This is a genomic window from Vibrio sp. Isolate25 (assembly GCF_022398025.1).
Taxonomy (GTDB): domain Bacteria; phylum Pseudomonadota; class Gammaproteobacteria; order Enterobacterales; family Vibrionaceae; genus Vibrio; species Vibrio coralliilyticus_A.
The window spans coordinates 13468-37159 of sequence record NZ_JAKEUT010000022.1 but is presented as its reverse complement, the minus strand read 5'-3'; the positions used below and the strand labels follow the sequence as shown (position 1 = coordinate 37159).

Sequence of the window (23692 nt, the reverse complement as noted above, 5' to 3'; positions counted from 1 at the left end):
ATTTGCGAGCAAATTGATAAAGAATTTGCTTGGCGACCATAGCGTTGTGGACCCACCTGATTCCATGCCGAACTCAGAAGTGAAACGCAATAGCGCCGATGGTAGTGTGGGGTTTCCCCATGTGAGAGTAGGACATCGCCAGGCTTTAAATTAAGGAACCACGTTGTAGAACGTGTTTGCCACTGCGGAGTGGTAGTTCAGTTGGTTAGAATACCGGCCTGTCACGCCGGGGGTCGCGGGTTCGAGTCCCGTCCACTCCGCCACTTCTTAAGAGAAAGCCCTAACAGTCATGTTAGGGCTTTTTCGTATCTGCAGTATTATTGTTGGTCTGTAACCAATGAGCCCCGCTTGAGAGCAAACTCGAACTAGGCGCTCCCACCGTCAGCGACTTATTGAGAAACCCAATCGAACTGAAATTTAAAGCCCGTTGCTGACGCAACGGGCTTGTTTGTATCTGGAAATGAGTGCTGAAGTACTCGCCTTAGGTTGGCTAGAAGCAATATTTATACATAGCCTTGGAAAGTATCTCGACAGTAGGGTCGATAAATTCAAACGCCAGAAATTCATCCGGTTGGTGAGCTTGGTCAATAGACCCCGGGCCAAGGACTAGCGTTGGACATAGCTGTTGAAGGAAGGGCGCTTCAGTACAGTAATTGACAGTTTCTGAGTCAGTGCCACATATCTCTTCTACACCTCCTATAAAAGGATGATCATGCTGACATTCGTAACCAGGAATCGGTTCGTGTAGAGGCGTTATATCAATCCGGCCAGGCCATTTGGCCTCGATTTCTTTTAAGGCGCCACGAAGCATGTTATCCAAGCCATCAAGGCTTATTCCAGGCAGAGGGCGTACGTCATAATGAAGCTCACAACAACCACAGATGCGGTTAGCGCTGTCTCCACCGTGAATGTGGCCAAGGTTAAGTGTTGGGCTTGGAATCGCGAACCCAGGATGATGATACTCTTTGATGAGCTTGTCACGCAACTGCATCATGGCAAAAAGGATTTCATGCATGATTTCAATAGCGTTGACCCCTAAGGCCGGATCTGATGAATGACCAGATTTGCCTGTGACTCGAATAGCATTGGCAACATGGCCTTTATGGCCTCGTATCGGAACCAAACTAGTAGGCTCCCCGATAATGCAATAGTCTGGCTTGAATGGTGCGTTATCGGTAAAATGACGCGCACCGAGCATGGTCGTCTCTTCATCACAAGTCGCTAAGACATATAACGGCTTACTTTGTTTACTCCAGTCAACCTTCTTTACTGCTTCAAGAATGAAAGCAAAGAAACCTTTCATATCAGCCGTTCCTAGACCATAAAAGCGGTTATTCGCTTCGGTGAGGGCGTGAGGTTCGTAATTCCAGCGGCCTTCATCGAAAGGTACTGTATCGCTGTGACCAGCCAGCAATAGCCCTCCTTCACCGCTTCCAATTTTGCCTAGCAGATTAAACTTCCCGGTTTCGACTTCGATGATGTCGACTTCAAAACCTATGTCTTGCATCCAACTGGCAAGCTTTTCAATGACTTTTGCATTCCCTTCATCCCAACTCGGATCGGTTGAACTGATGGAAGAGGTAGAAATCAGGCCCTTGTAGACCTCAAGAAAACTGGGTATTTGCATATTAAGTTCGCTTTGCCTGTTGACATAAATCAATAATGAAGGTAAAACACATAATAAATCAGTTTTAATGAATAAAAAACCATTAAAAGCTAGGTTTATTAAATTTATAGTCACTGATTGAGTGATGATTTTAAGGTCTTAATGGATGTCTGAGATGCTCAAAACTACAATTATTGGCGCCAGCGGTTATACCGGAGCTGAGTTAGCACTGATGGTGTATAAACACCCACAACTTACGCTATCAGGTTTATTTGTATCCGCCAATAGTGTTGATGCCGGTAAATGTATCTCTGAGCTACATGGAAAACTGGCGGGTATTATCAGTCAGCCTGTAGAGCCTTTGAAAGATATCAATGCTGTAGCGGCGGAAAGCGATGTGGTTTTTCTTGCTACTGCCCATGAGGTCAGCCACGACATCGCGCCTACGTTTTTGACACAAGGTTGCCAGGTATTCGACTTGTCGGGCGCTTTCCGAGTTAAGAAACACGGCTTCTATAACGAATTTTATGGCTTTGAGCATCAACATGAAGATTGGCTAGATAGCGCAGCTTACGGTCTTGCTGAGTGGAACCACAACGCTATTAAACACAGCCAGCTCATTGCTGTGCCGGGCTGTTACCCAACAGCCTCACAGCTTGCGATTAAACCTTTGGTCGAGGCGGGTTTGCTGGATTCTGTTCAGTGGCCAGTAATCAATGCAACCAGTGGTGTCTCGGGAGCTGGTCGAAAAGCATCGATGACCAACAGTTTCTGTGAAGTGAGTTTGCAGCCTTATGGTGTGTTCAGCCACAGGCACCAACCTGAGATCGCGACTCATCTGGGGACTGAGGTAATTTTCACCCCTCACTTAGGTAACTTTAAACGTGGCATCCTTGCGACCATCACTATGAAGTTAGCTAGCGGAGTGAGTGAGCAGCAGATCTCAAAAGCATTTAATACGGCATATGAGAATAAACCTGCGGTGCGCCTGCACCAAGCGATGTTACCAAGTATTCAACATGTTGAAAATACGCCTTTCTGCGATATTGGTTGGAAGGTACAAGGCGAGCATATCATTGTCGTTTCTGCGATTGATAACTTGCTTAAAGGTGCATCGAGTCAAGCGATGCAGTGTTTAAATATCCACTACGGATTTCCAGAGTTAACTGCCCTTGTATAAGCAAGTCGGTAAAGGGAAAAGTAATGACAGATAACAAACCAACTCCATTAGTGATCAAATTGGGCGGTGCTGCCCTTTCGTGTACTGAGACGTTAAGTCAGGTTTTTAGTGCAATTGCTGACTATCAGAAGCAGGCTCAGCGACGAATCGTGATCGTCCATGGAGGAGGTTATCTAGTGGACGATCTTATGGCCCAGCTTCAGATTGAAACGCTGAAAAAAGACGGACTTCGTGTCACTCCCTATGAGCAAATTCCCTTAATAGTAGGTGCTTTAGCCGGTACGGCGAACAAGATGCTTCAGGGGCAGGCGATCAAAGACGGTTTGAATGCTGTCGGGTTATCCCTTGCTGATGGTGGGTTGTGTCAGGTTGAAGAGTTGGATCCAGAACTAGGCGCTGTTGGTAAAGCGACACCAGGTAACTCTACCGTGTTACAGGCGATTCTAGCTGCTGATACATTACCAATCATTAGCTCAATTGGCCTGACTGCAGAAGGTCAGATGATGAACGTCAACGCTGACCAAGCGGCGGTTGCCGTTGCTGGTGCCTTGGATGCTGAGCTTGTTTTGTTGTCAGACGTCAGTGGCGTTTTGGATGGCAAAGGGCACCTGATCAAGAGCTTAGATGAGCAAGAAGCACAAAGTTTGATCAATGGGCAGGTAATCACTGACGGCATGATCGTCAAAGTCAATGCAGCACTGGAAGCGGCTAACGATTTAGGCCGACCAATAGAAGTGGCTACCTGGCGTTATCCAGAAAAGCTCGCAGAGCTGTTTGCTGGGCAAAGCATCGGGACACAATTTTTACCTAACAATTAGTCGCTTGTGTTAAGGCACGAGCACAACAAAAAGAACGAAAAAGTCACCCGTAGCACTGACCGCCACGCGCAGAGCCGGGATTTTGGAGAAAAGAAAATGAGCAAGTTAAAAGTAAATAAAGTAGTAGTCGCATATTCTGGCGGTCTGGATACTTCAGTGATTATCCCTTGGTTGAAAGAAAACTATGATTGTGAAGTGGTCGCGTTTGTCGCCGATGTTGGTCAAGGTGCAGAAGAATTAGAAGGCATCGAAGCAAAAGCGAAGGCTTCAGGTGCATCTGAATGTTATGTCGCGGACCTGAAAGAGGAAATGGTCGCAGACTACATCTACCCAACGCTGAAAACAGGTGCTTACTACGAAGGTAAATACTTGTTGGGTACATCGATGGCTCGTCCAATCATTGCGAAAGCTCAGGTTGAAGTTGCGCGTAAAGTTGGCGCCGATGCCCTTTGTCATGGCTGTACAGGTAAAGGTAACGACCAAGTACGTTTTGAAGGCGCTTTTGCCGCTTTGGCCCCTGATCTTCATGTGATTGCTCCTTGGCGTGAATGGGACCTGGTTAGCCGTGAAGAGTGTCTGGATTACCTTGCTGAACGCAACATTCCTTGTACGGCTTCACTAACGAAAATTTATTCACGTGATGCCAATGCGTGGCACATCTCAACAGAGGGTGGCGTTCTGGAAAATACGTGGAATGCACCTAATGAAGATTGCTGGGTGTGGACAGTCGATCCTGAACAAGCTCCGAATGAAGCTGAATACGTGACGCTGAAAGTGGAAAAAGGTGAAGTGGTTGGTGTGGATGGTGAAAACATGACGCCATACAACGCACTTGTTTACCTGAATGAAAAAGGTGCTAAGCATGGTGTTGGCCGTATCGATATTGTAGAAAACCGTCTGGTTGGTATGAAGTCTCGTGGTTGTTATGAAACTCCGGGTGGCACGATTATGATGGAAGCGCTGCGTGCCGTTGAGCAGCTGGTACTGGATAAGACCGCATTTGAATTCCGTGAAGAGCTAGGCGTTAAGGCTTCTCATCTTGTGTACGATGGCCGTTGGTTCACACCATTGTGTAAATCCATTCTCGCTGCTTCAGAAGAGCTGGCTCAAGATGTAAACGGTGAAGTCGTGATTAAGCTGTATAAAGGTCAAGCTACGGTGACCCAGAAGCGCTCAGTGAACAGCCTTTATTGTGAAGAGTTTGCTACCTTTGGTGAAGATGAAGTTTACGATCAAAGTCATGCAGAAGGCTTCATTCGCCTTTACTCACTGTCTAGTCGTATTCGTGCGTTGAACAGTCAGAAAAAGTAACCCTTAACTTATTTAGCTGACGAGCTCATTTGCCTAGCAAATGGGCTCGTTTTTTTTGGTAACCAAAACAACAGCACTTAAAATACTAATGAATAAATATGTATAAATAATGAATTAATACTTTATTTTTGGTTTGAATTGCCGTAAGTTTGAACCATCAGAAAAATACTGGGTTTCACCCAGAAATAGCAATAGATCAAAAACTGTTCGCATTGACAGTGAGCACCGGTAATCAGGAGATACGCAATGGCATTATGGGGCGGAAGATTTACCCAAGCAGCAGACACGAGATTCAAAGAATTTAACGATTCATTGCGCTTTGATTACCGATTGGCAGAACAAGATATTGTGGGCTCAATCGCTTGGTCGAAAGCTTTGTTATCAGTGGATGTGCTTAATGAAGAAGAGCAACAGAAGCTAGAACTGGCGTTGAATGAACTTAAGCTAGAAGTGATGGAAGATCCTCATCAGATCCTTCGTTCTGACGCGGAAGATATCCATTCATGGGTTGAGCAACAACTGATTGGCAAAGTGGGTGACTTAGGCAAAAAACTGCACACAGGCCGTTCTAGAAACGATCAGGTCGCGACTGACCTTAAACTCTGGTGTCGTCAGCAAGGTCAACAGCTACTGATGGCATTGGACCGTCTGCAATCTCAAATGGTATCGGTCGCGAAAGAGCATCAGGAAACGGTTCTGCCGGGCTACACGCATTTGCAACGTGCCCAGCCGGTGACGTTTGCTCATTGGTGTTTGGCTTATGTGGAAATGTTCGAGCGGGACTACTCGCGTCTTCATGATGCCATCGAACGTTTAGATACCTGCCCGCTTGGCTCCGGTGCTTTGGCGGGAACGGCTTACCCTATCGACAGAGAGCAGTTGGCACATAACCTCGGCTTTCGCCGCGCGACACGTAACTCACTGGATTCGGTTTCCGACCGTGATCATGTCATGGAGCTGATGTCGGTAGCCTCTATTTCTATGCTTCACTTGTCGCGTTTGGCAGAAGATATGATTTTCTACAACTCGGGCGAGTCTAACTTTATCGAATTGGCGGATACTGTGACCTCAGGATCGTCGTTGATGCCACAAAAGAAAAACCCAGATGCGCTGGAGCTGATCCGCGGTAAGACAGGGCGTGTCTACGGCTCATTGGCTGGCATGATGATGACGGTGAAAGCATTGCCGCTTGCTTACAACAAAGATATGCAGGAAGACAAGGAAGGGCTGTTCGATGCGCTAGACACTTGGAACGACTGTATGGAAATGGCGGCGCTTTGCTTCGATGGCATCAAAGTAAACGGTGAACGTACATTGGAAGCTGCGAAACAAGGCTATGCGAATGCCACTGAGTTGGCAGATTATCTGGTGGCTAAAGGCATCCCATTTCGTGAAGCACACCATATTGTGGGTGTTGCAGTAGTGGGGGCCATTGCGAAAGGTTGTGCGTTAGAAGAACTGTCGATTGCGGAACTGAAAGAGTTCTCCTCAGTCATAGAAGAAGATGTTTACAGCATACTGACAATAGAATCATGCCTTGAGAAACGTAGTGCTTTGGGTGGGGTCTCTCCAAAACAAGTCGCTCATGCGGTTGATCAAGCGGAAGGGCGCCTTATCAAACGGGATACCTCTGCGGTGAATGTTCGTCCTGCGCGTTTAACGGATATTGAAGCGCTGGAAGGTATGGTGACCTACTGGGCAAATATGGGAGAGAACTTACCTCGTTCTCGCAGTGAACTGGTGAGAGATATTGGCTCTTTCGCGGTTGCGGAGCACCATGGTGAGGTGACCGGATGTGCATCGCTCTATGTTTATGACTCTGGGCTGGCCGAGATTCGTTCATTGGGTGTTGAAGCTGGCTGGCAAGGGCAAGGTCAGGGAAGTGCGATTGTGCAGTACTTGGTGGAAAAAGCTCGCCAGATGGCGATCAAGAAAGTGTTCGTTCTGACTCGCACCCCTGAGTTCTTTATGAAGCAAAGTTTCTTACCTACGTCGAAATCTCTGTTACCAGAGAAAGTGCTTAAAGATTGCGATCAGTGCCCTCGTCAGCATGCTTGTGATGAAGTGGCGCTAGAAGTGAATTTGGTTGAAAAATCGATTGCTCGATCAAATGTCGCATAATTTATTGTTCGGTAAGGGTTTTCGAGAAAGATCAAAAAAGATCGAATATATTTGGGAACCTTATTAGAAAAGCAGGGTCTATTAAAGTACCACTGCTTTTTCTTAGAAGAATCTAAGAGAGCCCCAGAATCGACATTGATTTTGGGGCTTTTTTCTTTTCTCGTACCGAGAATGTTTCCCCAAAACCCATTACCTCTTACTTTTTTTGTTTCGGCGTCGCCAAGGTAAAATGACAAAGCGCATCCAAAGGTGAAGGAATAGCAAGCCGTTGAATGCAAACCCTGCGATGATCAAAGCGATGGACTCTATGCTTTGAGGGTTATCCCTGAAGGCAAACCACCAGATGACCCAGCACAATACCGACAGCACAGTAAGCTGATCCATACATCGCTGGCAACGGCCGATTTTTTTCCAGAACCAGTTGCTGTTTTTACAGTAGTGGCATGTCATGAGCGTCGTTTATTGGGTAACATATCTCTAGATGATATCTCAAGCTAACTTGAAAGTGATAAAAATGATCGAACGCCAACAAACCAAACAACGTATGAGCCGTATCGTGAAACATAACGGCACGATTTACCTATGTGGACAAGTGTGCGCAGATGCGACTAAAGGCATTACTGAGCAGACGCAAACTATGTTGGACAAAGTTGAAGAGTTGCTGCTTGAAGCGGGTAGCGACAAGGAGCATATGTTGTCTGCGACGATTTATTTGAAGGACATGAAAGATTTTCAGGAAATGAATGCGGTATGGGATGCATGGGTACCTGAAGGTCACGCTCCAGCTCGTGCTTGTGTTACTGCAGATATGGCTCGTGAAGCTTTGTTGGTAGAGATCTCCGTGATTGCTGCTGAGAAATAGCCAATCTATATGATAAAAAAACGAGCCAATTGGCTCGTTTTTGATTTTCTGCTTAGGGCTAACAACCCGGTCCACAGTCAAGGCAGTGTTTAATCATCTCCGGGCCTAAGTGCAGTTTCGCGTTCAGATCGCGCAGAGCTGTGCGAACCCCTTCCTCAATCACCGGGTGATAGAAAGGCATATCGAGCATTTCTGATACTGTCATCTTATTTTGATGTGCCCAAGCCAGCAGGTGCGCAAGATGTTCAGCATTAGGGCCAATCATTTCTGCTCCAAGGAAGCGTCCTGTTCCTTGCTCTCCATAGACGTGCAAGATCCCCTTGTTACGTAGCATGACCCGAGAGCGTCCCTGATTTTCAAACGATACTTTGCCGATTTCAAAACAGCCGCAATTACCTAGTCGAGTTTCCAGTTGCTTGAATGTTTCTCCGACCATAGCAATCTGTGGATCTGAAAATACCGCTGAGATGGACGAACGGCGTAGGCCTTGTCTGATATCAGGGTAGAGACCAGCATTGTCGCCGGCAATTCGGCCTTGATCTGCCGCCTCGTGGAGCAACGGAATTTGATTACTGGCATCACCGGCGATAAAAATATGGTCTACTGATGTTTGCAGTGTGTAATGATCCGCTGTTGGTACGCCTCGTTTATCAAGGGTAACTTGAGTATTTTCGATTGCCAGCTTATCGACATTCGGACGGCGACCCGTTGCTGCAAGTACATAGTCAACAATGAAGTTTTCCAGCTTACCATCGTTATTGATGAATTGGATCTCGACTTTATCTTCACCCTCTATGCGTTGCATACTTTTGACTTTCACGTCAGCATCAAGATAAAACTCTTCTTTAAACGCTTTGTCGGCATAGGCCATCACTTCAGGGTCCGTCAGTGGTCCTACTTGGCCACCTAGGCCGAACAGTTTGACCTTAACGCCGAGGCGATGCAGTGCTTGACCAAGTTCAAGGCCTATTACCCCCGGGCCAAACACAGCCACGGATTGAGGCAGATCATCCCAACCAAATACATCATCATTAATAACCAAACGATCCCCTAGCTCATTCCAGACACTTGGATAAGCAGGGCGGGAGCCTGTTGCAATCACAATACGTTTAGCCGTGATTTGGGTATGGTCATCCACCATCAATGTGTGGTTGTCTATGAACTTGGCATAACCAGACACTTTATCCTCTGCTGGAATTTCATCGACACTCTCTAGAACAAAACCAACGAAGCGATCGCGCTCGCGTTTAACACGATCCATTACTTCGCGGCCATCCACACGAGTTTCGCCCTGAGGGTGAATGCCAAATCCGGGCGCTTTTTCAATCTGATGCACGCTTTCAGCTGCGGCAATAAGAAGCTTAGAAGGCATGCAACCGACACGAGCACAGGTTGTTCCGTAAGGACCGCCCTCTATCATAACGACACTTGAGGTATGAGCCTTCGCTGCACGGTATGCGCCAAGACCTGCTGTACCGCCACCAATAACTGCCACATCAACATTAAGCTGTTTCATTTTAGATTCCCGTTTAGTTTATCCAGGCTACCTCGATAAACGAGGAAACCCGAATGTGAAGGGTGAAATCCAAGGTGATACTGGATTTTAAAAAGCTTATCCGGCCGTCGAACAGCCGGAAGATCAAGGCGTTTTATTGACCGAGGTAAGATTCAAGCTCTTCGCTGCCACCAATGTGCTTACCGCCAATGAAAACTTGAGGTACCGTTGTGCGACCTGAAATAGCACGCAAACTGACGGTTGTTGCGTCTTTACCCAGAATCACTTCCTCATATTGAAGACCGTGGTCGATAAGGTTTTGTTTCGCCTTAGCACAGAAAGGGCAGCCCGGCTTAGTAAATACAGTAATAGATTCCTGAGTTTTGTAGTCGGGTGCGATGTAATTCAGCATAGTATCAGCATCAGACACTTTGAACGGGTCTCCTGGCTCGTTTGGCTCAATAAACATCTTCTCTACAACGCCATCTTTAACTAGCATGCTGTAGCGCCATGAGCGCTTGCCAAAACCAAGATCGTTTTTATCAACCAACATGCCCATACCATCAGTGAATTCGCCATTACCATCTGGTAGGAAAGTGATGTTGTCAGCTTCTTGGTCGCTCTTCCAAGCGTTCATAACAAAGGTGTCGTTAACCGAAACACAGATGATTTCATCAACGCCATGGTCTTTAAAGACAGGAAATAGCTCATTGTAGCGAGGTAAATGGCTTGATGAACACGTTGGAGTAAAGGCACCAGGAAGGCTAAATAGAATCACGGTTTTGCCTTTGAATAACTCATCGCTGGTGACATTAACCCAAGCATCGCCTTGGCGAGTTGGAAAAGTAACTTGTGGAACGTTCTGACCTTCTTTGGATGTAAACATAATCGTACCTTTGGGTAAATTGGATTTCATTCGTATTAGAGCTTAGCGTGCTTTACGTAAGCTGCTGTCTTGCTATGGATTTATTATTAAAAATTTCCTTTGATAGCTCTAATCGTTTGATGCTATTGTTTTGATAGATTTTTTCTATCTTTTTGGGTGGTTAGGTTACTAAGATGAATATCCGAGATTTTGAGTATCTGGTTGCTCTTGCCGAGCACAACCACTTCCGTAAGGCGGCTGAAGCTTGTTTTGTTAGTCAGCCAACCTTGAGTGGTCAGATTCGTAAATTGGAAGATGAGCTGGGAACGGCCTTGCTGGAGCGTAGCAGCCGACGTGTCCTTTTTACGGATGCGGGGCTACAGCTGGTGGATCAGGCCAAACGTATCTTGTCTGAAGTAAAAACATTCCGCGATATGGCCAGCGGTCAGGGTGAAGCAATGACAGGGCCAATGCATATTGGCTTTATTCCCACCCTTGGTCCTTACCTTTTACCCAAAATCGTGCCAGCTTTGAAAGAGCAATTTCCCGATTTGGAACTCTATCTCCATGAAGCTCAGACCAATCAATTGGTACGCCAGTTGGAAGACGGAAAGTTGGATTGTTTGGTATTAGCTTCGGTGGCGGAAACTGCGCCTTTTAAAGAAATTGCCGTGTACGAGGAGCCTTTGAGTATTGCTGTTCCGTGTAAACATGAGTGGTCAGATCTGGACGAAATTGACATGTTAGAGCTCAATGGTAAAACCGTGTTAGCACTTGGTGATGGGCATTGCTTGCGTGATCAGGCTTTAGGTTTTTGCTTTGCGGCGGGCGCGAAAGATGACGAACGCTTTAAAGCGACCAGCTTAGAAACATTACGTAATATGGTGGCAGCAGGGGCGGGGATTACTCTTTTGCCTGAACTGTCTTTACCAAAAGAAAAACAGAAAGATGGCGTGTGTTACGTCAAAGCGACCAATCCGGTGCCTTCTCGAAGTATTGTGCTCGCTTATCGCCCGGGCTCGCCGCTGCGGTCTCGCTTTGAGCAACTCGCGTTGGCTATTAAGCACCAGCTAGAAAGTAGTTAGGCAGAGTTAGAAAGGGCAGAGACCATGGTCTTCGCCCTTATAGTTAGGATTTAGAACAGCTCTTCACTCTCGGCAGTGGTATAGATGCTGTCAGTGATTTCATCAGTGGCATATTCCGTTGGCTCTGTCCCTTGAAGAAAGTATTCAAACATCGAGCTGGAGTCGAATTTGTTGGTTAACAGACCCGAGTTGCGGTCAATGCGGACACGAACAATATTCGCAGGTATTTCCTTTTGCTGAACTGGGATATCGGCTAGGGCGGTATGCATGAAATCGACCCAAGCTGGCTGTGCGGTTTTCGCCCCTGACTCTGCTCCAGTGATAGGGTTGTTACTTAAGTTTGGATTTGACTTTGTTCTCCCTAACATCCTAGTGTGATCATCGAAGCCAACCCAGACTGTAGCCACTATACCCGGCGCATAGCCGCTGTACCAAGTGTCTTTAGAGTCGTTAGTGGTACCAGTTTTACCACCGATATCGCGGCGTTTTAGTTCTTGTGCGCGCCATCCCGTACCATTCCAGCCTGTACCTTCACGCCAGTTACCGCCGCCCCAAGTATTGCTGTACATCATTTCACGTACCAAGAAAGCCGTTTGTTCTGATATCACTTGTGGAGCATATTGTGGCTGTTGATCCTCAGGCTCCACATCCTGCTCTTGGTATTCATTGGTTACGGTTTTTGTCTTTTCACAATCTTGGCGACAGATAGTTTTAGGTGTTGCCGTAAACTCAAGATCACCAAAGGGTCCTTCTACCTTACTGATGTAATAAGGCTCGACATAGTAGCCGCCATTGGCAAAAACAGAGTATCCCTGAGCGACTTTTACTGGCGTTAAACTGCCAGCACCTAATGCAATGGTCTCTGACCGAGGAACTTGATTAATATCGAATCCAAATCGAGACAGATATTGACGTGTCTCATCTAAACCCACTTCACGCAGAACACGTATTGCCATCACGTTTTTAGACTGGGCTAAACCTATGCGTAAGCGGGTCGGGCCAATGTAGGTCGGCGGCGAATTTTTTGGCCGCCACGCAGTACCTTGGCTTTTATCCCAGTGGTTAATCGGCGCATCATTGATCAGTGTGGCTAGCGTTAGCCCTTTATCAATCGCTGCTGAATAAATAAAGGGTTTGATGCTTGAGCCTACTTGACGAATGGACTGAGTCGCACGGTTAAACTTGCTATGTACGAAGTTAAAGCCGCCTACTAGGGACATCACGGCGCCGTTTTCTGGGTTCATTGCGACGAAGGCTGTATTCGCATTGGGAACCTGACTTAGATGCCAGCTTATTTGAGGCTCACCTTCTTCGACGGGTGTTTCTACCTGGCGTACCCAGATTTGCTCACCCTCAGCGAGAACTTCGGTTGCTGCCTTCGGAGCTGGGCCTTGGCGATCATCGGTCAGGAACTTACGCGCCCATTTGATACCGTCCCAGTTAATGGTTTGTTCACCTTGGTTTTTCACCCACACAGTTGCTTGTTGAGCGCTCACTTTTGTTACTACAGCTGGCAGTAAAGAGCCGTAGGTCGGGACATTGTCTAGGGTGTCGTCAATCTGCTCTTCATCCAATGCTGTCTGTCCGGTTTTCCACAGCACTTTTTCTGCGCCGCGGTATCCATGGCGTTGGTCATAAGCGAGCAGATTGTTGATAGCAGCTTCGTTTGCTGCGACTTGCAGTTTTGAATCTATGGTTGTGTAGATATTCATCCCAGAGGTGTAAGCCTCTTCACCATAACGTGACACCATCCATGCTCGCGCCAGCTCAGCTACGTAGGGAGCACTAAGCTCGATTTCTGCGCCGTGGTAACGTGAGATGATCTCTTCAGCGCGAGCTTGATCGTATTCATCTTGGGTAATGTACTTTTCATCCAACATACGCGCGAGTACAACATTGCGTCGATTAGTGGCACGATCGATGGAGTAGATAGGGTTCATGGTCGATGGCGCTTTTGGCATGCCGGCTAAGGTCGCAAGCTCACTCAGTGTCAGATCTTTAAGATCTTTACCAAAATAAGTCTGAGCGGCGGCCCCAAAGCCGTAAGAGCGATAGCCCAAGAAGATCTTGTTGACGTACAGTTCCATGATCTCTTCTTTACTCAGCAGTTGCTCAATGTGGATCGCGATAAAGATCTCTTTGATTTTACGCATGATTTTCTTCTCATTAGATAAGAAGAAGTTACGCGCAAGCTGCTGAGTGATCGTACTCGCGCCCTGCTTTGCGGAACCAGAAAGAGCCACAACAACGGCTGCACGAGTAATGCCAATAGGATCGATGCCTGGATGATCGTAAAAACGGCTGTCTTCTGTCGCGATCAAGGCTTCAATTAGGTGTTGAGGGATCTCATCGTAAGTGACAGGAATGCGGCGCTTTTCACCAAACTGAGAGATCAGCTTACCGTCTTGACTGAATATCTGCATTGGTGTCTGCAGTTTGACATCTTTTAAAGTTGCTACATCTGGCAACTCTGGTTTTACGTAGAGGTAAAAACCAAAAATGGTTCCGACCCCAAGTACCGTGCAAACCAATACGAAAATAAACAATCGCTTTATGAACTTCACCGGAGAATCCCTGATTAATTAAGCTTACGTTATGCAAACCTAGGTAGTTTAAGCTAAAAGTAGCTCAAATCTGTTTATGTGCTTACTAAATCAACGATTTAAGCCGAGGCGCTAGGCAAACTTTACGGAGCTGAGCTCAATGGTCAAATCATTAATTACAGGCATAGACATCAGCCACCAGAGTATCAAAGCGGTGGTCTTAAAGCCTGAAAAAGACACTTTCACACTTGTGAGTTATCACCAAATGCCAATTGAAGCGGACATTTTCACTGATAACTACAGGTTAAATTATCAGAAAATTGTAAAGAAACTCAAAGAACTAAGAAAGGCTTTGCCGCTATTTAGTCGCAAAGTGTGCCTGAGTGTCCCTGACAGTTCAGTAATAAGTAAGCGATTACAAATAGATAGCGATCTGAGCGATGAAGAGTGCCAGTTTGTTATTACTCGGGATTTTGCTCAGCAGTCTCCGGTTGAGGTTGAAGCGCTTTATCTCGATTTTATTGCTCTTTCTCATGAAAAGACGCAGGCGAAAATGGATTATCAGGTGTATGCGATTAGAAAGGAGTGTATCGATACGCGGCGTAAGCCGTTACTGAAGTCGGGTTTTACCCCTATTTTGATCAACCCCCATTCACACAACCTTATTCAGTTGTGGCGACGAGCGTCTAGGCGGTCTGGAAACACAAACTGGCTATTGATGGATGTCCACTCAGATTGTGTAGCCTTGTGCTTTGAGCGTGAACATCTGGGAGTGGTCTATAAAGAATTTCCTTTAGAGGAAGAGGATTCATCGCTGGGTAAGGTATTGGAACCCCTGCTCCTAAATATTGAGCTTATAGATGCTGAGCTGGAAGGTGTTTGGCTAAGTGGTGAAGCGAATCTGTTCTCGCAACTAACGTCTCTTTTGTTACCTAGATTAGGGCTCCCTTGCATGCCACTTGAGCTGTGTGCACTAGTCGATACTAAGCACCAGCCAAAGATTGGTCCTCAATTTGCAATTGCACTCGGTTTGGCTTTAAGCGGTGCTTATTGGCTGGAGAAGCATCATGCAGCCTGAAATCAACTTAATACCTTGGCGTACTGATCAGCGTCAGCAGAGAATCCGTCATTTTGTCTTTTCTTTGAGCTCAGTGGTGCTGATTGCTTCGCTGGTGGTTGTAACTGGCGAGCACTATCTGCAATCACAAATTCGTCTTCAGCAATCACGTGTCGAGCAACTAAAGAACTGGAGTTCCCACTTAGATCAGAAAGTTAGCCAAGTAAATACTATTGAGCAGAAAGTAGCAGCGCTAAAGGGGGAAATCATTGAGTTGCAGGAGCTGCACGCACAACGCTATTTCCCATTACAACTCATAGCGCTGCTTCCAGAACTATTGCCTGAAAGTATCTATCTCGACCACATCAACTTGGTCGGTAGGCAAGTGAGTCTAGCTGGTATAGCTGAAACAGCTGAGCAATTAAATGAACTGCTGGCTAACTTGCAACGTTCACCCATGATTGAGGAGGTGAAGTTGCAATCGGTTGTGCATGGTGCGCAGCGCTTTAGCAATATTTACCAATCCTTTTCGCTGACGTTTGAGCTGGTGGAGCGTTCCTATGATTGAAGTGCGTGGTGTTAGTTTAGCGAGTTTATCTAAGTTACAACGGCTTTGGTTGTGTGGTACTTCTCTGTCGGTGCTACTGGCCTTAGGTTATTGGTTGGTGATTAGCCCGTCACTGACTCACTTGGAATCTTTATTAGTCAAAGAGCGGCAACAGAAAAGTATCATTGAGCAAAAACGGCAAACGGTCGCTTTGCTCTCGCAGCGTCGGTCTGAGCTGGAACAACTTGAGCAAAGAAAAGCGCAACAGCGGGTTCACTTTATTCAGACAATAGACGTCACGGGGGCATTGAGCATGATTAATCAAATCGCTCAGCAACATGCGTTGGTACTTTCCCATATGAATCAAACAGGCCATCGGCCCAAAGGTCCTTTTCTGCAGTCATCGCTGCAGTTCGAGCTGTCAGGTAAATATCAGCACATTGCTGCCTTTTTCCAGACGCTGGTCACGCGGCCTTATGCTGTTTATTTTGATGCACTGCGTTGGCGTCGTACGCAAAGTGATAGTCCGCAATTAAATTTGCAAGGTGAGGTGTATCTCCTTCTGCCTCTAAATGAGGTGAGCAGTGAGAGCTAGCCTAATTATCTGTTTGTATCTTGTCTTGAGCGGCTGCAAAGCTAACCGCCAACCATTGGAATTTGTACAAGTAGAACAAAAAGAACCCCATGTTCTGTCTTTGACCAAGTTTAATCCGAAGCGTTTTCACGCCCTGCAAGATGTGAATTTATCTATTCAGCGCGACCCCTTTTTATTGCCAACCGCTTTGTTGGGAGCAGAGGCACCTATCTTAGGCTGTCACAAAGATGCTGTCGCCAACAGCTCACTTAAAACCTATCCATTAGATCAGCTGCGCTTAGCAGGAGTGATGACGGTTCGGGGCAAGCATGCTGCGCTTATTGAGTTGCCTGATGGGGCGCTGATCACCAGAGTACAAGGAGAGTTTATTGCGGCGCATAGTCTCATCACTGATGTGACAGTAGAAGCTGTTGAAATTCGCGAGCCTGTGCAAGATAGCAAGGGTTGCCTTAGCTACAGAACCAGACGACTGGTAATGAATTAGGTGAGAATGATGAAGGTATTTTGCATTGTATTACTTAGTTTGATCGCGATTTTGAAAGACGCTAATGCTCAAATTCACTCTCCGAGTCGTTCTGAGGTGGAGAGTGAAGTCCATAGTCACAGCACCTTATCTGTTAATTTTCAGGATATCCCTGTTCGTAAAGTGTTACAGCAAATAGCAGATCACAATAATTTTAATCTGGTTGTTTCGGATGCCGTTACGGGTAACCTGACATTGAGATTAAAGGATATCCCCTGGCCCCAGTTGTTGGATATTATCCTTCATATGGAAGGGCTTGAAAAACGCATGAAAGGAAATGTTTTACTGGTGGCGCCAGCGACCGAAATCGCGCAGCTTAAGCAGCAACAGTTGGAGCAGGTGAAAGTCTCATCAGAGCGACAGCCACTCACGTCAGAAATTATCTCTATACGCTTTGCTAAAGCGGCAGATATAGCCGAGATGTTAGGTGCACAGGCAAAGACGAATATGCTGTCTGAGCGTGGTTCGATTGCGATTGATACCCGGACCAATAGCCTACTTATTCGAGATGTTGCCAGCCATATTCAAGCAATGAGGTCTATCATCACCGCCTTAGATGTCCCGGTGAAGCAAGTCCAAATAGAAGCGCGTATCGTCAGTTTGAACGAAGGCGATTTACAAGAGTTGGGTGTGCGTTGGGGGTTCAGTTCTACCAACGGGAGCCACTCGGTTGGAGGATCGATCGAAAGCAATGCAGAGAAGCTCAACTTATATGGGGACAGTGGTGTGTCACTGGATGATTTTTTAAACGTCAATTTGGCCGCAACTTCTGCCACTGCGTCGACCATTGCATTTCAAGTGGCCAAATTGGCCAGTGATACTTTGCTTGATCTTGAGTTGTCTGCATTACAAAGAGAGTCGCGTGCAGAGGTGATCTCAAGCCCGCGTTTAATGACGACCAACAAACAGCCCGCTTATATTGAACAAGGAACCGAAATACCGTACTTAGAAGCCGCATCGAGTGGCGCAACTAGTGTTAACTTCAAAAAAGCAGTACTGAGCTTGAAAGTGACGCCGCAGATTACCTCTGATAATCGCTTAATCTTAGATCTGAATGTTACGCAGGACAGGCCGGGCCAAGTTGTAAAAACGGGTACGGGAGAAGCGGTGGCGATAGATACGCAACGCATTGGGACTCAAGTATTGGTGAATAACGGTGAAACGATTGTGTTAGGCGGGATTTACCAACACAGTGTGTCCGATACCGTTGATCAGGTGCCGATTTTAGGTGATATTCCCCTGTTGGGAGCCCTTTTTCGACGAACTTATCAGCAAATGGGTAAAAGTGAATTGCTGATTTTCGTTACTCCAAAAGTGGTCGTTCCGTCATCAATCAACAGATAGATGAAAATAAATTTGCATTAGTGTCACCTTATCTAGATAATTTCGGGTCTTATCACGAATTATCTGTGAGGAATAGGTGCTGCAAGCATATCTTAGACCAGAGAAATCTTGGTTTTCTTGTAGCGATGTCATTGAATTAACGTTGTAAATTAATGCTGAACATGGCTGAAAAACGCAATATTTTTCTTGTTGGACCAATGGGTGCCGGCAAAAGTACAATTGGTAGACACCTGGCTCAACAGCTTCACATGGAGTTTGTTGACTCGGATACAGTGATCGAAGAACGCACTGGCGCGGATATCGCGTGGGTGTTTGACGTGGAAGGCGAAGAAGGCTTTCGTGTCCGTGAAGAAAAGGTGATCAATGACCTAACTGAAGAGCAAGGTATTGTTCTGGCAACAGGCGGTGGCTCTATCAAGAGTAAAGAAAACCGTAATCGCCTTTCTGCTCGCGGCATTGTTGTTTACCTTGAAACCACAATCGAAAAGCAACTTGCACGTACTAACCGTGACAAGAAACGCCCTCTACTTCAAACGGACAACCCTCGTAACGTGTTGGAGTCACTGGCTGGTGAACGCAACCCTCTTTACGAAGAAATTGCGGATTACACCGTGCGTACCGACGATCAAAGTGCAAAAGTGGTAGCCAACCAGATTGTAAAAATGCTAGAAGAACGTTAATACGTCAAATTTTAGCAACTGGAGAATACCCATGGAACGGATTACGGTCAGTTTAGGTGAGCGTAGCTATCCAATCTCAATTGGTGCCGGATTATTTAATGATCCGGCCCACCTTTCTTTTTTATCTGCAAAACAAAAAGTCGTTGTGATTACTAACGTCACGGTTGCTCCTTTGTACGCTGATAAAATCTTATCTCTTCTTGAGCAAGTAGGCTGCGAAGCCTCTGTACTTGAGTTGCCAGACGGCGAACAGTACAAATCGCTGGATACTTTTAATACCGTGATGAGTTACCTTCTTGAAGGCAACTTTGCACGTGATGTCGTCGTGATAGCACTTGGCGGCGGTGTGATTGGTGATCTCGTCGGTTTTTCTGCTGCATGTTACCAACGTGGTGTCGACTTTATTCAGATCCCAACAACGCTATTGTCTCAGGTGGATTCCTCAGTCGGTGGTAAAACTGCTGTGAACCACAAGCTGGGTAAGAACATGATAGGGGCTTTTTATCAGCCTAAATCGGTGATTATCGACACCGATTGCCTCGCAACGCTGCCACCAAGAGAGTTTGCGGCGGGGATTGCTGAGGTAATCAAATATGGCATCATTTACGATCAGGATTTCTTTGTCTGGCTAGAAGAAAACCTCGACAAACTCTACGCACTGGATGAGCAAGCTTTGACTTATGCGATAGCTCGTTGCTGTCAAATCAAAGCAGAAGTGGTGGCTTTGGATGAAAAAGAGTCAGGCATTCGTGCATTGCTGAATCTAGGTCATACATTTGGTCATGCGATCGAAGCTGAGTTAGGTTATGGTAAATGGCTACACGGTGAAGCCGTTTCTTCAGGCACTGTGATGGCAGCAAAAACTGCCGAGCTTCAAGGGCTTATCACGGAGCAGCAAGTAGAGAGAATTCTCTCTATACTGAAGAGAGCACAATTACCTGTGCATACACCAGACACTATGACTTTTGACGACTTCATGAAACACATGATGCGCGATAAAAAAGTTCTCGCTGGTGAACTGCGATTAGTGTTACCGACCAGTATCGGTAGCGCTGAAGTAGTGAAAGGTGTGCCTGAATCGGTTATTAAGCAAGCGATCGATTTTTGTCGCGATATCTAAGTTCTTTTCTTTAGACAGTAGGCTGTCATTAGGATGGTTAAATGAGTTTGACGCATGAATCCCGTGTGTTGGAGTTAGCTTCTCAAGTTGAATTGCTTGAACGTATGCAATTGCTGACTAACTTCGGTTCAAACTTAGTCACTGTTGGCGGTGCATCAGGGGCTGGTAAGTCTTGGCTTGCCCAGCGTTATTTAGAAGCGTGGGTGTCAGATAAAAACCAATCACTCCTGATGTGTCATCCAAGTCAGGATGATCAGCAGCGCCGTACTATGATTCTGTCTCAGCTCTTTTCTGACTCAATGTTCAATCCTGCAGATCCTCTAGCTGAGAGTTTTGCCCGCCAGATGCAAGGGGAAAGCTGCGATGCGGTGATTGTTGTGGATGACGCCCATCTTCTACAGGAGACATTTGTATCTGAATTGTGGATGCTGATTTTGGAAGCGCAGGAAAACCCTGCTTGGACAATTAATGTGGTGTTGTTTGCCCAGTCGAATAGTTTGGATGTATTACTGACTCGGCTCAGTTATGGGCAGGATCACAAGCCAATTGATCTGGAAATCGAACCACTAAGTCAGGATGAAGCCGATCGATTTTTTGAACACTTAGTGATTCGTTTTGTCGAAGATGAAAGAGAAAAACGCGTACGTAATGCGTACCGAACTGTGGCCCGTCGACCGGGTGAGATTATGGCTTTAGGGGATCATAAAGTGGAAAAAAGGATTATTATCCGCTCAATTATTGGCTCACCAATTAACATCGCATTATTGGTGGTGACCTTACTGTTATTGATTGGTGGTGGGTACTGGTGGATGATGAGTCAACCCTCGCCGGATGATAAAGCACAGCAAATGGTTGATGCTATTGAGCAGACCGTCATCCCTACTTTAGCTAAAGACCCTGTGCCTGAAACGGAGCTGAACAACTCGATGGAAGAGGAGTCGATGAGCACCGATCCTATGCTTGCTTCTGCGGAAGATGATTCTGAATCTCTACCGCCGGCGGTAACAGAGCAAACGTCGAGCGTGGGTAATCCAGAAAGTGATCATCAGCGTGTCGTGATTACTTCTGAGGTGGTAGATGCTCTGCTCGAGGGTAAGCCTGAAACCGCGGATACCACCGCTATAGAACAAGTGGTTGAGCAGTCTATTCCTCAATCAGAACCATCAGCGACTCCAAGTGCTGTGGAAGCCGAGTCAATTGCTCAAACAGAGAATTCCCCTCAACCAGAAAAGACAGTCATTACGTTCTCTTTTACCAAAGAGGAACTAAAGCGCTTTTCTCCCCGTAGCTATACGCTACAGCTAGCCGCCGTACAATCACTGGAAGATGTGCAAGCTTTTCTCAATAAATATAAATTATCTGACAATGTGTATATCTATCCAACGGTGCGCAATGATATCGAGTGGTTCATCGTCACATATCAAAACTATCCAACCATTCAGGTGGCAAGGGATGCAGTAGATGCATTGCCTGAAGACTTGCAACGACTAGACCCTTGGGCAAAATCTCTCAGTCAGGTTCACCGTGAAATTGCTCGAGTGAAATAACGCTGAGCTTAGCGGGAAAATATGTTACATTCCGCAGCCTTAATTTGTGGTTGATAGATAGAGCAGTTGATGAAGAAGCAGCGTGCCTTCCTGAAATGGGCGGGTGGAAAATACGGACTTGTCGAAGATATCCAGCGATACTTGCCTGAAGGCCGTAAGCTGGTAGAGCCGTTCGTTGGTGCTGGTTCTGTATTTCTCAATACTGACTATGAGCAGTATCTGCTTGCTGACATTAATCCTGATCTGATTAATCTCTATAATTTACTTAAAGAAAAGCCAGATGATTATATTTCAGAGGCCAGACGATGGTTTGTCCCTGAAAACAATCGCAAAGATGCCTACTTGTCTATTCGAGCAGAGTTTAATGGCTCCGATGACGTGATGTATCGCTCGCTGGCGTTCCTTTATATGAACCGTTTTGGTTTTAATGGCTTATGCCGTTACAACAAGAAAGGCGGTTTTAACGTCCCGTTCGGTTCGTATAAAAAGCCTTATTTTCCTCAGGCTGAGCTGGAGTTCTTTGCCCAAAAAGCGAAGAAAGCGACATTTGTGTGCGAGAGCTACACCGACACGTTCAAACGTGCTCGCAAGGGCAGTGTAGTGTATTGCGATCCACCCTACGCTCCACTTTCTAATACAGCCAACTTTACCTCTTATGCGGGCAACGGCTTTACTTTGGATGACCAGGCCGCATTGGCGGATGTGGCAGAAAAAGCCGCTAAAGAGCGTAATATTCCAGTGTTGATTTCTAACCATGATACGACGTTAACACGCCGGCTATACCACGGGGCAGAACTCAATGTCGTCAAGGTTAAGCGTACGATCAGCCGCAATGGCGCTGGGCGCAACAAAGTAGATGAACTATTGGCGTTGTTTAAGCCACAAGACAACCGTTAACGACATTTCTCTTCTCTCATCTATCTTCTGACCTTTAGCTTAGGTAGAATTGCGTTCAACTTATATTCAGTCGTTTTGCTCAATTCATTTTAGAGGTCAGGTATGAAAGATTTCCTTATCGCTCCATCGATTCTATCTGCAGATATGGCTCGCTTAGGCGAAGACGTAGAAAAAGTTCTCGCAGCGGGTGCCGATGTGGTTCACTTTGACGTAATGGATAACCACTACGTACCTAACCTAACCTTTGGTGCGCCTATCTGTCAGGCACTGCGTGACTACGGTATTACTGCACCAATCGATGTACACCTAATGGTGAAGCCAGTCGATCGCATTATCCCTGACTTTGCTAAAGCAGGTGCGTCTATGATCACTTTCCATATTGAAGCCTCTGAGCACGTTGATCGCACACTTCAGCTTATCAAAGAGCATGGTTGTAAAGCGGGTGTGGTACTCAACCCAGCGACACCGCTATCTCACCTTGAGTACATCATTGATAAAGTAGATATGATTCTTCTGATGTCAGTAAACCCAGGCTTTGGCGGTCAATCTTTCATTCCTAAAACACTCGATAAGCTACGCGCTGTACGCAAAATGATTGATCAATCTGGTCGCGATATTCGTCTGGAAATTGATGGTGGTGTTAAGGTTGAAAACATCAAAGAGATCGCAGAAGCAGGCGCAGATATGTTCGTCGCAGGTTCAGCTATCTTCAACCAGCCAGACTACAAACAAGTGATCGATGAAATGCGCGCTGAACTTGCTAAGGTTAACTAATTCAATGAGCAACATTAAGTTAATCGCATTCGATTTAGACGGTACGCTACTTGATAGCGTGCCTGATTTAGCGGTTGCTGCTGACCAAGCGGTACAAGCATTAGGCTCCCCTGCGGTGACAGAAGAGCAAGTGCGTGACTATGTTGGTAACGGCGCTGATGTTCTTATTGGTCGTTCGCTGAGTCGCAGCCTAACGGTTTCACCAGATTTAGACCCTGAATTGCATGCTAAAGCACGTATTCTGTTTGATGACTACTACGAGCAAAGTGGACACAAGCTCAGCCACCTCTACCCAGCAGTAAAGGAAACCTTGGCAGAGCTGCACGAAGCGGGCTTTACCATGGCGCTAGTGACCAACAAGCCATCGAAGTTTGTCCCTGAGGTTCTGGCGAAGCACGGTATTGATAAGTACTTTGTTGATGTGATTGGTGGTGATACGTTCCCCGAGAAAAAGCCTAACCCAATGGCACTAAATTGGCTGCTTGAGAAACATGGTTGCCAGCCACAAGAAATGCTAATGGTGGGTGATTCAAGTAACGATATCAAAGCGGCGAAAAACGCAGGCTGTCACTCGTTTGGTTTGACCTATGGCTACAACCACGGTGAGCCTATTTCTGCCTCTCAACCGGATTATGTCGCAGATACCATCGCAGATTTAGCAGAACTCTTAACGGTTTCAGCTTAATAGCGACAAAAGATCTTTTAAAATACTCGTTAATGAG

At 46.3% G+C, this 23692-nt stretch carries 22 protein-coding genes, 1 tRNA gene and 1 rRNA gene; 19 read left to right on the top strand and 5 right to left on the bottom strand.

What is annotated here, in order from left to right; translation table 11 throughout:
• The first annotated feature begins 28 nt into the window (after positions 1-28).
• Positions 29-144: ribosomal RNA gene (gene rrf, locus L1D15_RS21300) — 5S ribosomal RNA — on the top strand.
• A 42-nt stretch (positions 145-186) separates the two neighbouring features.
• A tRNA-Asp gene (locus tag L1D15_RS21295) sits at positions 187-263 on the top strand.
• Between the two features lie 227 nt (positions 264-490).
• On the opposite strand, the gene argE is transcribed toward L1D15_RS21295, so the two are convergent.
• The gene (argE, locus tag L1D15_RS21290) at positions 491-1627 is read right to left on the bottom strand and encodes an acetylornithine deacetylase (protein WP_239876964.1); all 1137 of its coding nucleotides are present in this window, start codon (positions 1625-1627) and stop codon (positions 491-493) included.
• Between the two features lie 154 nt (positions 1628-1781).
• On the opposite strand from argE, the gene argC reads away from it, so the two are divergent.
• From argC to argH, 4 genes are all read left to right on the top strand, one after another.
• Positions 1782-2786, top strand: coding sequence for an N-acetyl-gamma-glutamyl-phosphate reductase (gene argC / locus L1D15_RS21285; protein ID WP_239876963.1), 1005 nt, complete (start codon positions 1782-1784; stop codon positions 2784-2786).
• A gap of 23 nt (positions 2787-2809) precedes the next feature.
• Entirely contained in the window at positions 2810-3604 is a 795-nt protein-coding gene (gene argB, locus L1D15_RS21280; RefSeq protein WP_239876962.1) for an acetylglutamate kinase, read from the top strand.
• A 96-nt stretch (positions 3605-3700) separates the two neighbouring features.
• Positions 3701-4915 carry an argininosuccinate synthase gene (locus L1D15_RS21275; protein WP_019276996.1) on the top strand — a complete coding sequence of 405 codons (1215 nt, stop codon included), beginning with the start codon at positions 3701-3703 and terminating at the stop codon, positions 4913-4915.
• 246 nt (positions 4916-5161) lie between these two features.
• The gene (argH, locus tag L1D15_RS21270; protein WP_239876961.1) at positions 5162-7036 is read left to right on the top strand and encodes an argininosuccinate lyase; all 1875 of its coding nucleotides are present in this window, start codon (positions 5162-5164) and stop codon (positions 7034-7036) included.
• Between the two features lie 189 nt (positions 7037-7225).
• On the opposite strand, the gene L1D15_RS21265 is transcribed toward argH, so the two are convergent.
• Positions 7226-7486 carry a DUF3624 domain-containing protein gene (locus L1D15_RS21265; protein WP_239876960.1) on the bottom strand — a complete coding sequence of 87 codons (261 nt, stop codon included), beginning with the start codon at positions 7484-7486 and terminating at the stop codon, positions 7226-7228.
• Between the two features lie 64 nt (positions 7487-7550).
• Here L1D15_RS21265 and L1D15_RS21260 point away from each other — a divergent pair, with 64 nt between their 5' ends.
• Positions 7551-7898, top strand: coding sequence for a RidA family protein (locus L1D15_RS21260; protein WP_006957166.1), 348 nt, complete (start codon positions 7551-7553; stop codon positions 7896-7898).
• Positions 7899-7956: 58 nt separating this feature from the next.
• On the opposite strand, the gene L1D15_RS21255 is transcribed toward L1D15_RS21260, so the two are convergent.
• The gene (locus tag L1D15_RS21255) at positions 7957-9414 is read right to left on the bottom strand and encodes a dihydrolipoyl dehydrogenase (protein WP_239876959.1); all 1458 of its coding nucleotides are present in this window, start codon (positions 9412-9414) and stop codon (positions 7957-7959) included.
• A 133-nt stretch (positions 9415-9547) separates the two neighbouring features.
• Entirely contained in the window at positions 9548-10279 is a 732-nt protein-coding gene (locus tag L1D15_RS21250) for a redoxin family protein (RefSeq protein WP_239838580.1), read from the bottom strand.
• Positions 10280-10452: 173 nt separating this feature from the next.
• Between L1D15_RS21250 and oxyR the strand changes: the two genes are divergently transcribed.
• A complete protein-coding gene (gene oxyR, locus L1D15_RS21245) occupies positions 10453-11343 on the top strand; it encodes a DNA-binding transcriptional regulator OxyR (protein ID WP_239876958.1) in 891 nt (296 codons plus the stop codon).
• Positions 11344-11393: 50 nt separating this feature from the next.
• Here oxyR and L1D15_RS21240 read toward each other — a convergent pair whose 3' ends face one another.
• Complete coding sequence (locus L1D15_RS21240) at positions 11394-13907, bottom strand: PBP1A family penicillin-binding protein (protein ID WP_239876957.1); 2514 nt, start codon at positions 13905-13907, stop codon at positions 11394-11396.
• Between the two features lie 139 nt (positions 13908-14046).
• Between L1D15_RS21240 and pilM the strand changes: the two genes are divergently transcribed.
• From pilM to L1D15_RS21185, 11 genes are all read left to right on the top strand, one after another.
• On the top strand, positions 14047-14964 hold the full coding sequence (pilM, locus tag L1D15_RS21235; protein ID WP_239876956.1) for a type IV pilus assembly protein PilM: 918 nt from the start codon (positions 14047-14049) through the stop codon (positions 14962-14964).
• Positions 14954-15511 carry a PilN domain-containing protein gene (locus L1D15_RS21230; RefSeq protein ID WP_239876955.1) on the top strand — a complete coding sequence of 186 codons (558 nt, stop codon included), beginning with the start codon at positions 14954-14956 and terminating at the stop codon, positions 15509-15511. The genes pilM and L1D15_RS21230 overlap by 11 nt, the downstream gene beginning before the upstream one ends.
• Positions 15504-16085 (top strand): type 4a pilus biogenesis protein PilO, encoded by a 582-nt coding sequence (pilO, locus tag L1D15_RS21225; RefSeq protein WP_239870694.1) that lies wholly within the window; start codon positions 15504-15506, stop codon positions 16083-16085. Before L1D15_RS21230 ends, pilO begins: the two co-directional genes overlap by 8 nt.
• Positions 16075-16569: a pilus assembly protein PilP gene (locus L1D15_RS22125; RefSeq protein ID WP_239870691.1), complete on the top strand. Its 495-nt coding sequence runs from the start codon at positions 16075-16077 to the stop codon at positions 16567-16569. Before pilO ends, L1D15_RS22125 begins: the two co-directional genes overlap by 11 nt.
• A gap of 6 nt (positions 16570-16575) precedes the next feature.
• The gene (locus L1D15_RS21215; protein WP_239870688.1) at positions 16576-17952 is read left to right on the top strand and encodes a type IV pilus secretin PilQ family protein; all 1377 of its coding nucleotides are present in this window, start codon (positions 16576-16578) and stop codon (positions 17950-17952) included.
• A 161-nt stretch (positions 17953-18113) separates the two neighbouring features.
• A complete protein-coding gene (gene aroK / locus L1D15_RS21210; protein WP_239838680.1) occupies positions 18114-18632 on the top strand; it encodes a shikimate kinase AroK in 519 nt (172 codons plus the stop codon).
• 31 nt (positions 18633-18663) lie between these two features.
• Entirely contained in the window at positions 18664-19752 is a 1089-nt protein-coding gene (gene aroB / locus L1D15_RS21205; protein WP_239876954.1) for a 3-dehydroquinate synthase, read from the top strand.
• A 41-nt stretch (positions 19753-19793) separates the two neighbouring features.
• The gene (locus tag L1D15_RS21200) at positions 19794-21299 is read left to right on the top strand and encodes an AAA family ATPase (protein ID WP_239876953.1); all 1506 of its coding nucleotides are present in this window, start codon (positions 19794-19796) and stop codon (positions 21297-21299) included.
• A gap of 69 nt (positions 21300-21368) precedes the next feature.
• Positions 21369-22196 carry an adenine-specific DNA-methyltransferase gene (dam, locus tag L1D15_RS21195; RefSeq protein WP_239870679.1) on the top strand — a complete coding sequence of 276 codons (828 nt, stop codon included), beginning with the start codon at positions 21369-21371 and terminating at the stop codon, positions 22194-22196.
• A gap of 102 nt (positions 22197-22298) precedes the next feature.
• Positions 22299-22970 carry a ribulose-phosphate 3-epimerase gene (gene rpe / locus L1D15_RS21190; protein ID WP_239876952.1) on the top strand — a complete coding sequence of 224 codons (672 nt, stop codon included), beginning with the start codon at positions 22299-22301 and terminating at the stop codon, positions 22968-22970.
• Positions 22971-22974: 4 nt separating this feature from the next.
• Complete coding sequence (locus tag L1D15_RS21185; RefSeq protein ID WP_239876951.1) at positions 22975-23655, top strand: phosphoglycolate phosphatase; 681 nt, start codon at positions 22975-22977, stop codon at positions 23653-23655.
• The last annotated feature ends 37 nt before the right edge of the window (positions 23656-23692 follow it).